This is a genomic window from Halodesulfovibrio marinisediminis DSM 17456 (genome assembly GCF_900129975.1).
Taxonomy (GTDB): Bacteria; Desulfobacterota; Desulfovibrionia; order Desulfovibrionales; family Desulfovibrionaceae; genus Halodesulfovibrio; species Halodesulfovibrio marinisediminis.
This window is the reverse complement of the sequence record NZ_FSRG01000004.1, coordinates 314,878-330,542: the sequence shown is the minus strand read 5'-3', so window position 1 is coordinate 330,542 and position 15,665 is coordinate 314,878. Positions and strand designations below refer to the sequence as shown.

General features: G+C 46.3%; 13 protein-coding genes. 6 read left to right on the top strand and 7 right to left on the bottom strand.

Annotated elements, in window-relative coordinates; all coding sequences use genetic code 11:
- Positions 1-29: 29 nt before the first annotated feature.
- Complete coding sequence (locus BUR09_RS06000; RefSeq protein ID WP_074216053.1) at positions 30-1,505, top strand: cobyrinate a,c-diamide synthase; 1,476 nt, start codon at positions 30-32, stop codon at positions 1,503-1,505.
- A gap of 102 nt (positions 1,506-1,607) precedes the next feature.
- On the opposite strand, the gene BUR09_RS05995 is transcribed toward BUR09_RS06000, so the two are convergent.
- Both BUR09_RS05995 and BUR09_RS05990 read right to left on the bottom strand, forming a co-directional pair.
- Entirely contained in the window at positions 1,608-2,075 is a 468-nt protein-coding gene (locus BUR09_RS05995) for a DUF721 domain-containing protein (protein ID WP_074216052.1), read from the bottom strand.
- Positions 2,076-2,329: 254 nt separating this feature from the next.
- Positions 2,330-3,379 (bottom strand): FUSC family protein, encoded by a 1,050-nt coding sequence (locus tag BUR09_RS05990; RefSeq protein WP_074216051.1) that lies wholly within the window; start codon positions 3,377-3,379, stop codon positions 2,330-2,332.
- Positions 3,380-3,899: 520 nt separating this feature from the next.
- On the opposite strand from BUR09_RS05990, the gene BUR09_RS05985 reads away from it, so the two are divergent.
- Both BUR09_RS05985 and ahcY read left to right on the top strand, forming a co-directional pair.
- A complete protein-coding gene (locus tag BUR09_RS05985; protein ID WP_074216050.1) occupies positions 3,900-4,820 on the top strand; it encodes an ArsR/SmtB family transcription factor in 921 nt (306 codons plus the stop codon).
- A gap of 20 nt (positions 4,821-4,840) precedes the next feature.
- Entirely contained in the window at positions 4,841-6,280 is a 1,440-nt protein-coding gene (gene ahcY / locus BUR09_RS05980) for an adenosylhomocysteinase (protein ID WP_074216049.1), read from the top strand.
- 294 nt (positions 6,281-6,574) lie between these two features.
- Here ahcY and BUR09_RS05975 read toward each other — a convergent pair whose 3' ends face one another.
- Positions 6,575-7,003 (bottom strand): MOSC domain-containing protein, encoded by a 429-nt coding sequence (locus tag BUR09_RS05975; protein WP_074216048.1) that lies wholly within the window; start codon positions 7,001-7,003, stop codon positions 6,575-6,577.
- Positions 7,004-7,258: 255 nt separating this feature from the next.
- Positions 7,259-8,245 (bottom strand): MerR family transcriptional regulator, encoded by a 987-nt coding sequence (locus tag BUR09_RS05970; protein ID WP_074216047.1) that lies wholly within the window; start codon positions 8,243-8,245, stop codon positions 7,259-7,261.
- A 420-nt stretch (positions 8,246-8,665) separates the two neighbouring features.
- On the opposite strand from BUR09_RS05970, the gene BUR09_RS05965 reads away from it, so the two are divergent.
- The 3 genes from BUR09_RS05965 (at position 8,666) to BUR09_RS05955 (ending at position 11,607) form a co-directional block, all read left to right on the top strand.
- Positions 8,666-9,643: a TRAP transporter substrate-binding protein gene (locus BUR09_RS05965; RefSeq protein ID WP_074216046.1), complete on the top strand. Its 978-nt coding sequence runs from the start codon at positions 8,666-8,668 to the stop codon at positions 9,641-9,643.
- Between the two features lie 118 nt (positions 9,644-9,761).
- The gene (locus BUR09_RS05960) at positions 9,762-10,316 is read left to right on the top strand and encodes a TRAP transporter small permease (protein ID WP_074216045.1); all 555 of its coding nucleotides are present in this window, start codon (positions 9,762-9,764) and stop codon (positions 10,314-10,316) included.
- Between the two features lie 4 nt (positions 10,317-10,320).
- Positions 10,321-11,607 carry a TRAP transporter large permease gene (locus BUR09_RS05955; protein WP_074216044.1) on the top strand — a complete coding sequence of 429 codons (1,287 nt, stop codon included), beginning with the start codon at positions 10,321-10,323 and terminating at the stop codon, positions 11,605-11,607.
- A gap of 485 nt (positions 11,608-12,092) precedes the next feature.
- Here BUR09_RS05955 and ilvD read toward each other — a convergent pair whose 3' ends face one another.
- From ilvD to ftsE, 3 genes are all read right to left on the bottom strand, one after another.
- Entirely contained in the window at positions 12,093-13,760 is a 1,668-nt protein-coding gene (gene ilvD / locus BUR09_RS05950; RefSeq protein WP_074216043.1) for a dihydroxy-acid dehydratase, read from the bottom strand.
- Positions 13,761-13,823: 63 nt separating this feature from the next.
- Positions 13,824-14,696, bottom strand: a complete 873-nt coding sequence (locus tag BUR09_RS05945; protein WP_074216042.1) for a cell division protein FtsX — start codon at positions 14,694-14,696, stop codon at positions 13,824-13,826.
- Positions 14,696-15,403 carry a cell division ATP-binding protein FtsE gene (gene ftsE / locus BUR09_RS05940; RefSeq protein WP_074216041.1) on the bottom strand — a complete coding sequence of 236 codons (708 nt, stop codon included), beginning with the start codon at positions 15,401-15,403 and terminating at the stop codon, positions 14,696-14,698. Before ftsE ends, BUR09_RS05945 begins: the two co-directional genes overlap by 1 nt.
- Positions 15,404-15,665 lie beyond the last annotated feature (262 nt).

Below are 15,665 nucleotides of genomic sequence, written 5' to 3'. Positions count from 1 at the left end.
CCTAACAACCATGTGTAGCAAGGCAAAGTATGACCCTTCCACGAATCATTATTGCCGGCCTTAGCGGCGGCACAGGAAAGACCATTACCAGTCTTGGCACCACCAGAGCGTGGAGCCGTAAAGGCAGATGTATCAAACCCTTCAAAAAAGGACCTGATTACATTGATGCCAAATGGCTGGCGCTTGCTGCGCAAAATCCCTGCACCAACCTCGACCCATACCTTTTAGACAACGCCACTCTCAATGCTCTGTTTGCAACAGTCTCCACTGGGTACGAAGGTGCTCTTATCGAAGGAAACCGCGGGCTTTTTGACGGTAAAGATGTTACTGGTACCTGCTCCACAGCAGAACTTGCCCGCGTCATCAACACTCCGGTAATCCTTGCAATGGACTGCACGAAAATGACGCGTACAGCTGCTGCAGTTCTTACCGGAATGCTTAACTTCGAAGAAGGCGTCCACATCGCCGGAGTAGTTCTCAACCGCACGGCAACAGACCGCCATCGTTCCATTCTGCGCCAGACAATTGAACACTACACAGACGTACCTGTACTCGGGTGTCTGCCAAAGATTAAGCATAACCCTATCCCGGAAAGGCATATGGGGCTTATCTCTAACGCAGAATATGAAGGGACGAACTCAGCCCTTGAGCAAGTGGCTGATATCATCGAAGAGCATCTTGATATAGAAAAAATGTGGAAAATCGCTTCTGCTGCGCCAAATATTTCTGAGCAACCCGATGTGTGGGATGTGACAGAAAAGATCGTTACAGGGGCAAATACGGAGTCAAAAATCGATACTCCGTGCGCAACCACAATGCCAAGCTGTCCAGAAGTTGAACCAACCACTGCACCTCGCATTGGCTACGTGCATGACGATGCACTGTGGTTCTACTACGACGAAAACCTGCAAGCTCTGCAACATGCTGGCGCACAACTCGTCCGTCTTTCAATAACGTCAGACAAGGATTGGCCACAAATTGATGCGCTGTACCTGGGCGGTGGATTCCCTGAAACTATGCACGAGGCAATCACTGCCAATAAAAAAATCTGCGAACACGTTCGTGCGCTCGCAGAAAATGAAATGCCAATCTACGCTGAATGCGGTGGTTTTATGTTCCTGTGCAAAGCCCTCGTTCAGGAATCAGCAACATCCCCGATGGCGGGTGTACTTCCTGTGCAGACAAAACTTTGCAAGCGCCCGCAAGGACTCGGATACATTGATGCAGAAGTAATTGAACCAAACCCTTATCATCCGCTCGGTTCCATAATACGTGGACACGAATTCCACTACTCCAAGTGCATCGTTGAAGACGAGCAGCCGACCTTTGGCTTCCGTATGTCAAAAGGATTTGGGATGGGAGAACGATTGGACGGCGTCATATACAAAAATGTTTTTGCATCCTACACCCACCTATTTGCTCTTGGTGAACCACACTGGGCTGTAAACTTTGTGCGAGCAGCACAAGAATACAAGTCCGGCAAGCCGGTATCAGCAGCTAAGTAGTCTGTAGAAAAGATTATTCCTGTGGCAGGTCTCCGATAGAAATGGGAGTGTTGTCCCTTGCCTCCGGTTACGCTTCTTCCTGCTTCAACATCAATTCAAAAGCTAGTTTTCTAACGTATCCTTTTCACCATCATACATTGCCACATATTTCTTGTAGCATTTAGTTACAGGTGATTCAGGATCAAGGATGTGCTCCAGCTTACCTAGATCTTTTGGGCGTGGAGGGATTTTAGGAAGAGCTTTCTTAAATACAGGCATGGTCAATTTATCCAGAGACTCTCTTCCCTGCATCAGTTCAACCTGAACAGTATCGAACATCTCTTTGCCAAGAAACGCATGTACACGCTCAAGTATCTCGTATGTCTGAGCCGAGAGTTCATACTGCGCCATGCTATCTTCAGCACCGATAATAATCGTACGATTTTTATGACCAAGCGGACGACCAAGCTCTGCCAGCTCTTCGCCCATAACCATATCCCAATTCTGCCATAACGGCACAAGTGGCATATGACGATCTCCGCCCTTCTCGTACAGAATTTTACTTAGCATTTTGCTTGTGCGATGTTCCATAACTCCTCTCAACTATAGCGTACTGCTTGCCTTTAGCACACATAACATACTCTTGCTTAAGACCAATGCCTAGTGCACCTGCTATCTTTATCGAGTTTTATCCCTAATATCCTATTATCATACAACAGAACAAACAAAAAAGATTTCCACCAGCTTACATTTCAAAGAAAGGGAGGTTCTTTCGACTATATTCGGAAAATAAATGATTACGGATAAAAATAATAAAACGAGACAACAACGACGGCATACAACCATTACACCCGCCTGTATTTGTTCTGTTTCTCAATTGAGATGAGCAGATCTTCACCCAACTGCTGAGCACTATGGTAAAAGCTGATAATCTGCATCATATCGCGCATGGAAATTCGTTGAATCATACCATCCGCACGGAGACTCTCGAGACGCTTGTCCGCACTGAACAGCGCTTGCTTTAGCTTACGGGTATCCGGAATAACATTACGTCCAATAGCACGCATTATATCCTGCGACTCTTTCACCACTTTGCGAATTTCTGCTTCCATAATGATACAGTATTCACTGTCATGCAGTTCGTGCACAACGTGGAGCATAGCGTGTAGATGCTCAACACTCTGAACTAATGTCTCAATTTTAATATCAAGCATGGCAGAGTCATCATCTACAAATAACCGCTCGTGTCGCAGATATCCGCGGAAGAGCTCCCGGTTGTGATGAATCTCGTCTTCCAAATCCACCAGCATCCCTTTGCAGGAATCACACTTGAGTGCCATGAAGGAGTTTACGATGATGTCGTACTTATCTGCGCAACGGGTAAATTGCTCCTGCAAACGCTCTTTAAGCTCTGCACTTGCATGATGCGGCCAGATAAGCAGGGCAACAATAAAAGTAGAGCAAACTCCAATAGCAATCTCTGCAACACGAAATAGACCATAATGAATGTAGTCACCGGAGGCTTGCGGAGCCAACATAACAATGGTGACGGTGATTGCGGCCATGGAAAAACGGTTTGTATACCGCTTAAGGTACACACACAACCCGACGGTTATGAGAAAACCAATAAGTCGCCCATGGTCTGTTGGAGGGAAAATATATAACGCTGCCATAGCCATTACTGCGCCAATGGCGGTGCCGACAAGACGATACCCGCACATCTGCAATGAGGCGGCAACGTGGCGCTGCATAACAATCACAGCACTGATAACAGCCCAGAACCCAAGATCCGGATCTGTTAATGATGCTAAAAAATATGACAGAAGTGCAGCAAGTGCGGTTTTGATTCCGTACTTAATATACTCTGTTCGCTGGCGCGAACCTAATAACAGCATTGGAAACGCTCCTGTTGAGCAGGCAGTCTGTGCGGATTTCTCGCAGCAAAGTCTGATCTGCAAGTTAAGTTATCCGTATTTTTTTGTGCCTGTACTTCGGGCAAGCAGTATAGCAAGCTGAGATCACATGCAAGATTTTTGTCCTAATCAAGCTCTGCAAAGAAAAAATAACATCAAAACATACTAATAACATTTAATAAAAATCGCCATCGCCACTTGTTTATAACATCAATTATCCTTGCAAAAAGCCCTTCATTCTTTGAAAACACAATACAAATAAATTGAATATCGTTTTATCGTTCTCCAAACCAACGACAACTCGTAAGGCGATGCTAATCATAGTCTAAACAGCGCAATACAATTCTCGCAAATTGTTTTCTACCAACGCTTTTAAGGAAATTACACTTATTGTTATTCTTGGTTGATTTACTTGACTACATCTGAAACCTTAGATAGAGCTGTATCAACTTTTCTTGATGCAGCTCAATCAAGACAGCCAAAAATAGCATAGGAATATTATATGTCGACCATTCTTCCTGTATTCAAAGCGCTGGCAGATGAAACCCGCTTAAGATTACTGCATGTTCTCAACAGGTACGAGCTCAGTGTAAACGAACTTGTTACCATTCTAGAGATGGGGCAGTCCCGCGTATCCCGCCATCTTAAAATCCTCACAGGGGCAGGACTTCTGACTTCCCGCCGTGACGGATTATGGGTTTTCTACAGTGCACCGACAGAAGGCGAAGGAAGAGAGTTTATCGACGCTGTTGCACCTTTTATCGACAACGACGAGACTCTTGATCCTGATATGGAAATGGCATCAACCATTATCGAAGAACGAGTTCGTAAAACGAAACAATTCTTCAATGCCATTGCCGAAGACTGGGATCAGCTCAATCGCGAAGTTATTGGTGACTTTGACTTACCCGGTGCTATTATTGAACGCATGCCGCGCTGCAAGGTTGCTGTAGACTTAGGCTGTGGTACAGGAACGCTGCTTGAGCGTATGCTTGAGCGTTCGCTTAAGATCATCGGCGTTGACGGTTCCCCACGCATGCTGGAGCTTGCAAAACGCAGACTGATTGAAGACGAAGACCGAATTTCTTTGCGCATAGGTGACCTTGAACACCTGCCGCTGCGTGATGGCGAAGCAGATTTCGCCACAATCAACATGGTACTGCACCACCTCTCCCACCCGGGAAAATCCCTGAAAGAAATCCGACGAGTTCTCCGTAAAGGCGGCCTGCTTGTGCTGGCTGACTTTGACAAACACGACAACGAAAAGATGCGCGTTGACTACGGTGACCGCTGGCTCGGTTTTGATATGACAAATTTAGCTCTGAAACTTACAGAAGCCGGTTTTGCACTACGTCAAAGCTCGCTGCACCCTGTACGTAACGGGCTGACAATTCATCTTATTGTAGCAGAAAATACACAATAAATTTCTTAGGAGAAATTGAAATGACAGACGCAAGCCGCGCTATTAAGCTCGACCTGAGCCTTGAGAATAAAGTTGCTGACATGTCTCTTGCTGACTTCGGTCACAAAGAAATGCAGCTTTCCGAACGTGAAATGCCAGGCCTCATGGAAACCATCGCAAAATACGGTGAATCCAAGCCACTGAAAGGTCTCAAAGTTATGGGTTCCCTGCACATGACCATTCAGACCGCAATGCTCATCAAAACCCTGCACGCTCTCGGCGCAGACATCCGTTGGGCTTCTTGTAACATTTTCTCCACTCAGGATCACGCAGCAGCAGCTATCGTTGATTCCGGCATGGCAAAAGTTTTCGCATGGAAAGGCGAAACTCTTGAAGAATACTGGTGGTGCACCGAGCAGGCACTCACATGGCCTGACGGTTCCGGTCCAGACCTCATCGTTGATGACGGTGGTGACGCAACTATGCTGATCCACAAAGGCGTAGAAGCAGAAAAAGACGATTCCATCGTTAAACGCGCATACGACAACAAAGAGTTCCAGATCGTAATGGATCGTATTGCTCTGTCCCTTCAGGAAAACCCTGGCAAATGGACTCGTATCGCTAAAAACATCAAAGGTGTTTCTGAAGAAACCACTACTGGTGTGCATCGCCTCTACCAGATGGAAAAAGAGAACAAGCTTCTCTTCCCTGCTATCAACGTTAACGACTCTGTTACCAAATCTAAATTCGACAACCTCTACGGTTGCCGCGAATCTCTTGCTGACGGTATCAAACGTGCTACCGACATCATGATGGCTGGTAAATCCGTTGTTATCCTCGGTTACGGTGATGTTGGTAAAGGTTGTGCTCAGTCCATGCGCGGCTTCGGCGCTCGTGTTGCTGTTACCGAAGTTGACCCTATCTGTGCACTTCAGGCTGCAATGGAAGGCTACGACGTTGTAACTCTCGATGACGTAGTTGAAACTGCAGACATCTTTGTGACCGCAACCGGTAACTTCAACGTTATCACTGGCGCTCACATGGAAAAAATGAAAGACGAAGCTATCGTATGTAACATCGGTCACTTCGATAACGAAATCGATATGGCATACCTCGAAGGCGGTAACGGCTGCACCGTTATGAACATCAAGCCTCAGGTAGACAAATGGACCCTTAACTCCGGTCGTTCCATCATCGTACTCGCAGAAGGCCGTCTTGTTAACCTCGGTTGCGCAACTGGTCACCCATCCTTCGTTATGTCCAACTCCTTCACCAACCAGGCACTTGCCCAGATCGAGCTTGCATCTAACGACTCCCTCGAGAACAAAGTTTACACTCTTCCTAAACACCTCGATGAAGAAGTTGCACGCCTCCACCTCGAGCGTCTTGGCGCAAAACTTACTAAGCTTACCGAAGCTCAGGCTGAGTACCTCGGCGTTGACCAGAACGGTCCTTTCAAAGCTGATCACTACCGCTACTAAGCCGGTATTGAATATAGAAATAAAAAAAGCCGCAGTAACTGCGGCTTTTTTTTGCCCGACCCTATACCTCCGGGGAGTATGCGGCGCTCTTATGTCTGCGACATTTGCCGCCGGCGGCCTAAAAAACTTTCTCAGTAGAAAGGTATTAGGAATATCCCATGACTTTTAACTGTGAATACCCTTAGTGATAACGTAGCATTTCGGCTTAGACTTCAATACATTTCATGTAATAAAAAACGGCTGTTCCTTTAAAAAAAACAGCCGTGCTATAGCCTACGGGTCACAATGAATTTGTTACGATATAAGAGCTATTTCATCACCTGTCTTAATCTCACCGCCCTTAAGGACTCGTGCAAAAATCCCCTCAGTTGGCATCACACAGAAACCAACAGCCTTATGAATTTCACATTTCGAATGACACTTCTTCCCAATCTGTGTCAGCTCAAGTAAGGTGGAACCAATGGAAAACTGTTGCCCTACGCGTAAAAAAGTAATTGGAAATCCGCTTACAAGTAAGTTTTCTGCAAAATCACCAGCTTTCAATGTAGGCAATTTATGGCGCATTTTATCCACGCTCTCAACAGCAAGCAAACTAACCTGTCTGCCACTGCCTGCATGCGCATCACCTTCGATTCCATGCTCTTCGATAAGTATTGCAGAATATACAGGCTTTTTCTGTTCGCCCTTTTTCTTGCTCACACAAATAGCTAAAACTTGTCCCATCTCAATACCCCGTTATTCTTAATCAGAATGGTATATTACATACTACATGTTATAATTAGAATACGCTAATACACTGTTGCATTACCACCATTCAAAACTAGAGTACATCTTGGCACCACAGGTCTTACCTAGCTTAATTCATAGAGCTTTTAAGCATAGAACAACAAGCCCTCTTTTGCATAAAATAAAAAAGGCCAATCTGGAAAACAGGTTAGCCTTCATGAAAATCATAACTTTTTTATTCAGAAATACATTCTACCGAGAGTATACATCAGAAATAAAATCTTGCAGCGCACCAGGGGTAATCTCATGACCGTTTGTGGTCATATCTTTAATTACCATCACAGAACCGCGCAGTGTAGAAGTCTGTGCCATGGTCAAACATATATTATGTGGCACCTGCGCCCGTTCCTGCAACAGATCAAGCTGCCAGCCGGAGTTATTTTCTGACCAACGGATAGTATAAGCATCCTCATCAACAAAATGAGTCATTAAAGAAGCGCGTAGGTCGTTCAAAGTAATACGGCTATTACCTCGTCCATGCAATGGAGTGTACACTCCTTCACTTTCCTGAATAAGAAGCGGCATAGTCAAAATCTTGCGTGGTGGATCATGCGAAATAACTTCTCGCAATGGGACCAGACGATGCACTTTGGCTTTCTGGGCCTGCTCATCAAACTGCTGACAAGAACCATCCTGCTCAGAAGTAACATCGGAAGAAGATAATTTCGAAACGGCACTCCACAAAGCTTCAGTGCGTTCCGTTAATGCTTGAAGCTCGGCAAGCACAGGGTCAGATGACGGGGTAGCGGCGCTCACATCGGCAAGCCCTAGCTGCTGCAAGCGCGACTCTATCACACTCATTTTTTTCAACATCTGTTCCTGTTTTAAAGAAAGATTCACCATGCTCGTAGCAAGACTACTCATCGCCTGCTTATAGTCATCAGGCAACACCACTTCTACAACTTCATTTTCTTCCTCAGGCTCCTCAAATGCCGGCGGAGAAATAAAGTCAAAAAGCTCGGCAAGACGCACGTGCGTTTCTTCGACTGAAAGACCGGAGCTAAATAAGTCGCGTATTATACGACATACCTCGAGAGCCTCTTCGGTAAACTGAATAGGCTTTCCCTTGCTTGCTACAGGGATGCAATCTGGAAATTTGCGTCTGTAACTTTTAACTGTTGTCTCAGAAACACCCAGAATTCGGGCGATTCGTTTGTGAGTCAAAGGCATCTGGCTCATGTTTTCCTCGCAACTTCAGTAGTATAACAGCATCGTAATCGATAAGTTATTTACCAAAAGAGTGCAACTATCCACCTTTAACAGAAGCAAATTACTATCTAGCGACATAGTTGCTTAATACAAATCAACAGCGTTCAGCACATATTACTGCCTACTAGCCTATTAATAAACAAGGTAATTACTGCAATCGGCAACAATCACTACTGCAAAAGTGAGCGTAGAAAAAAGGTCAGTTGACATTCTTATCTGTTACAATAAATAACGGGCTACCGTTACGCAGCCATTTGTCATTTTCTTTGCAAAAAGAACAACACCTGCTCGATCCTTAACGGTTCAGTCTTGGATACAATACGTACAGTATGGTACAATCTCGACTAGGCACACTCACGTTCTACATATCAAAGGTTACTGGGAGACCTTATGAAATTTACAAGATTTTTTGCTCTCGTTATCGCGATTGTTTGCTTCGCGGTTCCAGCAATAGCAGCGAAACAAGTGCAGCTCGCAGTTGTCACAAAGCCGGGGTCTGCACAGTACGTAGCAGCTGAAAAATTTGCTGAACTCATTAACAAGCGTTCAAACGGAGAATACACCATTAAGGTGTACCACTCCGGTTCACTTGGGAAAGAAACAGAAATCTTGCAGCAGGTTCAGCTTGGTGCAATTCAAATGGCAATTGTAACTCTTGGACCTTTCGACACATTTGTTCCAGAAATTAAGGCCGTAGCATTTCCATTTCTTTTTAAAGACTTCGAAACAGCAGATCGCGTTCTCGACGGCCCAGTGGGCAAAGAAGCACTCGACTCATTGAAGCAAGCCGGTTTTAAAGGCTTGCATTTCTCTGAAAACGGCTTCCGCAACCTTTCCAACAACCGTGGTCCTATCCACTCTGCAAGCGATGTAAAAGGGCTGAAGCTTCGCGTTATGCAGTCCACTTTCCACAAAGAATTGTGGCGCACCCTTGATGCAAACCCTACTCCAATGGGCTGGCCTATTTATTCAGAACTCCAGCAGGGCACCATTGATGGTCAGGAAAATCCGCTGTGGGTATTTGATGAGTACAAACTTTACGAAGTGCAAAAATACCTCGCGCTTACCGGACATGTATACTCTGTTCATATTGACATTGCCAATCTTCAGTGGTTCGAATCATTGCCAAAAGAAACTCAGGCAATGTTCTTAACCGCCATGCACGATGCTGCTGTTTTCCAGCGAAAAGTAAACCGCGAAAAAGAAGCACAGTACCTCGTTACCCTTAAAGAAAAAGGAATGATCATTGACGAACATCCCGATATCAATTCATTTCGCGAGAAAGTGAAGCCTATGAAGAACATGGACATGTACAAAGAGCCGAAAACCCGCGCTCTGCTAAACAAGCTTCTCGACGCCACAAAGTAATAAAAGAACGAAAGGCCGTGCACAGCACGGCCTCTCTTTTCATTAATACCCATTGCGCATAACGCGCAAAAAAAGAAAAAATAGTCTTTTTACTTACTCTAATAAACGGACTGTATCTATGCTCCGCACCATCGCCTCTGTTGTTATGGCTGTAAGTAATGGCCTGGATACTGCCTGCCGCTGGCTTTTATGTACATGCGGTATGGCTATGGCTATTGTCACCGCCGCACAGGTCTTCTTCCGCTACGTTCTCAACAACTCCCTGTTCTGGTCAGAAGAACTTGGACGCGTGCTACTTATTCAACTTACATTCTTTGGTGCAGCAGTTGCGCTTAAAGCCCATGCACACATAGGGCTGGACTTCATGATACGGAACCTCTCAGAGAAAGGACGCAAGTACCCAGCATTGCTCGTGCAGCTCCTTAGCTCTGTCTTTTTCTTTGTCATGATGTGGTACGGATTCCAGTTTGCCCTATTTCTTAAATTGCAATCCACTGCAACTCTAGGCATATCACGCATGATCCCGTTCCTTGCCATCCCTGTCAGCGGAGCAATTATGCTCATCCATTCCCTGTCATGTTTTTTCGAAATCTTAGAACTCACACCACAACCGGATTCATTCTCAGAAACTGTACATACAGGCTGCACAATGTCACACGATGAGGAGATATAACTAAATGACATTCCTCCTCTTCACCATGCTCATTCTTCTCTTCTGCCTGAACGTACCAATAGCTGTCGCCGTTGGACTCAGCGCTGTTATCGCTTTCATCATTGACGGTAATATGAACATGATCCTCATCACTCAGCGCCTCTACGCCGGAGCAGATTCTTTCCCACTCATGGCGGTACCGTTATTCATGATCGCAGGCCAACTTATGGGCGCTGGCGGAATATCCAGGCGTATTGTTAACTTTGCAGACTCCCTCGTAGGACACCTCTCAGGCGGACTTGCAGCCGTGTCCGTTGTATCTGCCATGTTCTTCGCCGGAATCTCGGGTTCTGCCGCAGCGGATACTGCAGCCGTGGGCGCAATCCTTATTCCGTCCATGGTACGACGCGGCTACACTCCTGCATTTTCCGGAGCAGTACAAGCTGCAGCAGGCTCAATTGGCGTTATCATTCCGCCATCAATCCCTATGATCATTTTCGGCGTGCTTACAGGGGCCTCAATCGGAAAACTATTTGCTGCAGGCATTCTTCCCGGCGTCCTCATGGGGCTTAGCCTTATCGGTGTCTGTGTCTGGAATGCAAAACGTACAGAAACAGAAGACAGCACAATCAAACGCACCTTCTCCATGACCTACGCTGGCAAAGCATTTTCATCAGCAATCTGGGCGCTCGGTGCGCCGTTCATCATAATTGGTGGTATCCTTGGTGGCGTATTCACAGCTACAGAGTCTGCCGCAGTAGCCGTTGTCTACGCCTTGTTCGTCGGCATGTTCATCCACAAAGAGATCACTCTGAAGGATCTACCGACCCTGTTCATCTCCGCCAGCATCACCTCAAGCGTCGTTATGTTTATCATCTGCGCTGCATCCATCTTCTCATGGTACATGGCGATTCAAGACATCCCTGCGACCATCGCGTCCTCAATTCTGTCCCTCACAGACAACAAAATTATCCTCCTGTTGCTCATCAACCTACTTCTTCTCATCGCAGGGACAATCTTAGAAACAACCGCCGCACTCATCCTTTTCGTTCCAGTACTCGTGCCTATGCTCCCGACACTCGGTATCGATCCAGTTCAGCTTGGCGCAATCGTCGTTGTTAACCTTGCGATCGGCATGCTCACCCCACCACTGGGCGTATGCACCATTGTCGCATGTTCTCTAGCGCGCACCCGTATAGGAACACTCGCTAAGGCAATTGTTCCTTTTCTCACCGTGCTGCTTCTTGACCTTCTGCTCATTACCTTCTGGGCTCCATTAACAACCTACCTTCCAAATTTATTCTTTAAATAAAAACAAGTTACCAAAGTTATCAACAGCGTGTGCATTACATGTAGATAACTTGTGCGCAAAATTATAAGGTTATGAACATTCTTAGGAACATTTTACGAACACAACCCTCGTACGAGACTTTTTTATTTTGTCTCTGACGGCGCTTGTCAGCGGGACTTTAAGAACCTGTTACACTGTCGCTATCTGTAATTTCCCGTTCCTCGAGAACAGCTACCGCTGTTGAAACAAGGTTCTTAAAAATCTCCAAAAACTATTATTATGCGAGAAACGCCCGTCAATTGATCTTTCACGCGGCTTAACACCATCGACTTAAAAATAAAAAAAGGGCTACCCCTTATATGAGGGATAGCCCTTTTCATTTCTTGAAAGGTAATGGAGCGTAGGTCGCGAGATTACGTAATTAACGTACCTACCTCGCGAGTAAAAGTTTTGGGAGAGTCCATGGCCGCCGGAGGCAAATCTGCCAAAGGCAACCTCACAAAAACTTATTTATACACAGCTCCAGAAGCAGCACTTTTTACCATACGGCTGTAGCGCTTGAGCAACGGAGAAGTGACCTCTTTTTCAAGAGGCTTCCAGCCATTTTTGCGCTCTTCAATGGTTGCTTCGTCTACAAGCAAGTTCAGTTTACGCTCTGGAATATTAATCTCAATCTGATCACCTTCTTCCACGAATGCAATCATGCCGCCATCTGCTGCTTCCGGAGAAACGTGACCGATTGCGGCCCCACGGGTACCACCGGAGAAACGACCATCTGTGATAAGCGCAACGTCTGCACCAAGACCGATACCGGCAATTGCAGCTGTTGGTGACAACATTTCGCGCATACCAGGACCGCCTTTTGGGCCTTCGTAGCGGATAATAACTGCATCATCTTTATTAATTTTCTGTCCCATGATGGCTTCGAATGCTTCTTCTTCAGAGTTGAACACACGTGCGTTTGCGGTGCGTACCATCATTTCTGGAGCTACGGCAGACTGTTTAACAACTGCGCCTTGAGGAGCAAGGGAACCGTAAAGGATCGCGATACCACCTTCTTCTGAATATGGTTCTTCGATTGGACGGATAACAGTCGGGTCACAGTTGGCAGCCTTCATTTCAGTAAGGTTTTCACCGAGGGTTTTACCTGTAACGGTCATTACGTCGAGATTAAGCGCATCTTTTTTACGCAGCTCGGAAAGAACAGCTGGGATACCACCTGCTCTGTGGAGATCCTGAATGTACTGATCACCTGCTGGAGAAAGCTTACAGAGGTTAGGTGTTTTTTTGCTGACCTTATCAAAAAGCTCGAGTGAAATATCGAGGTTCGCTTCACGGAACACAGCTGGTAAGTGCAGAACAGTATTAGTGGAACAACCAAGTGCCATGTCTGCAGCAATTGCGTTCGAAACAGAGGCTTCTGTCACAATGTCACGCGGACAAATGTTCTTTTCAAGCAGTTCCATAACCTTGAAACCAGCAGTTTTTGCGAGACGAACACGCGCAGCAGAAGTTGCTGGAGTAGTTCCGTTACCCGGCAGCGCAAGACCGATGGTTTCAGAAAGGCAGTTCATAGAGTTTGCGGTAAACATACCAGCACAAGAACCACAGCCCGGACATGCAGTCTCGGAAAGATCTTCCAGTTCTTCTTCTGTCATTTTACCGAGCTTCACCTGACCAACGCCTTCAAATACGTTGATAAGATCAGCACCACCGCCGCCTTTGGTTGTACCAGCTGCCATTGGTCCACCACTAACAAGAACGGACGGAATGTTCATACGCAGCATCGCCATAAGCATACCCGGAACGGATTTGTCACAGTTCGGGATAAATACAAGAGCGTCAAACGGATGCGCTGTCGCCATGATTTCAATAGAATCTGCGATAAGTTCGCGACTTGGAAGTGAGAAGCGCATGCCCTCGTGGTTCATGGCAAGCCCGTCACATACCGCGATAGCAGGAAACTCCATAGGAGTACCGCCAGCAGCACGGATGCCGGCTTTTACAGCATTTGCGATGGTATCCAGATGAATATGACCGGGAACCACCTCGTTGGCTGCGTTAACAACACCCACAAGCGGGCGGGAAATTTCTTCGCGTGTAAGCCCGAGAGCATACAGTAAGGAGCGATGCGGTGCTTTTTCAAGGCCGCCTGTCATTTTTTTACTACGCATAGTTAAGCTTCCTGTAGTGTTTCTGGTCAAATGAAATATTAGCTGCTGCAACAGTGCACAGCATTAGTTACGTACAGCAACCCAGCTACTGATACATCCGACACACATCGGAATAAGCACCAGTAATAATGCTTGGTCTACAGGCAGGAATTGGAGTTCCCAATGAAGCGGAGCAAAATTAAACGTATCTTTAAGGTTCCACCATGTTGCATATAAGCCAAGAATACCAAGCATACCACCAACACTGCCAAGCAGTGCCCCGCCAACAAGAAGGGGAGTTCGAATATACCAGTTTTTGGCACCCACCAGCTTGAGTATTTCTATTTCGTCTTGCCTGCTGATGAGCGATAGCTTCATGGTGTTTCCCACCGCAATGGAAAGAATAAGCACTAAGAAAACCAGAACCGGAACAGTTACCGAACTGGAAAATTTCTGCCATGCCCGACTAACTTCATCCTTCAGGCTGCTGGAACGAACCGTTTCAACCTCCGGCAGACGTTGCAGTTCAGCCAGAGTCGTATTCTTCCATCTGCTCAGGTCACCTGATCGATGCGCAAACTTAATCACTGCCGTATACGGCAAGGGACTGTTGTCTGCCAGAAGCAAGCCGGAATTCCCTTTCGGGAAGGTGGAGCTTAAGTCTTTCAGAGCTTCCTCCGGCGTGTAGGTAAGAACCTCCATCACGCCATCCATACCACGCAGAGTATCCCAGGCTGCTTTAACCTGCCTAGAAGAAGCATCTTCTTTCCAATACAGCTGGAAAGCAATTTCACCACGCGTTACCCGTAACTCGTTATCCAAATTCCCAACACCGAGCAGCATGAGCCCAGCAAGAAATGTGATGAACGTAACAGCAAGCAACGTCATCAACTGCGCCCAAGGGTGCAGAGCTACATCGCGAAAACCTTGTCCGACAAGCTTGAAGAATACAGACATTATGAGTGTACCTCCGCAATGCTATCGGAAAAAATCTCAGCCCCGCGCCAGTTGGCAGCAACAATTTTACCGTGCTCCAGTCTAAGCTGTCGCGCCTCAGGATGCATCCGCACAATATCGCTGCTGTGCGTTGCAAGCACAACGGTTGTTCCGTGCATGTGGAATTGTTTAAAAATACCTATCATGCGTGCTGCCAGTTCTTCATCGAGGTTACCTGTAGGTTCATCAGCAAGAAGAATCTTAGGATTCACCACAACAGAACGGGCAACAGCAACACGTTGCTGCTCACCACCGGAAAGTTCTCCACACATCATATTGATGCGTGACTCAAGCCCTAATCCGCGCACAACTGCGCGCACTCGCCTATCAATATGCACCTTACTGAAGCCTCGAACTTCAAGCGCCATAGCGATATTTTGATAAACGGTGCGGTACGGCAGAATCTTGAAATCCTGAAACACAACACTCACCTGCCTGCGCAGGTCGGGAATTTTTCGAGCGGGTAACGATTTTAAATTATACCCCGCTACCGTTGCACTACCACGCATAACCGGAAGTGACGCATACAACAGACGCAACAACGTAGTTTTACCGGCACCTGATGATCCTGTCAGAAAAAGAAACTCGCCCTTGTTCAATGAAAAAGTGCAATTTTTCAATGCCCAGTACGATCCGAAGTTATGCGATAAGTTTGTAACGGTAAGCAAAGCACTCCTGCCTTGTAAAAAGCTGATGAACAGTTGTTGTATACAATTATGTAAAAATCAACAAAATTAACACATGGACAGAGCAGAATACTAACTAGTGACGTTCTTTTCAAGGAATGACAACCTGCTAGAACAGTACTGAACACAAATTTACTTACCACGCAACGCTTGGCATTTCACACCTTACAAAACATGACGTATCTATTCAGGCTGTTACAGCCAGCCTAAATGTTTTGTTATTTTTTGTAAGCCGCCTGATGGC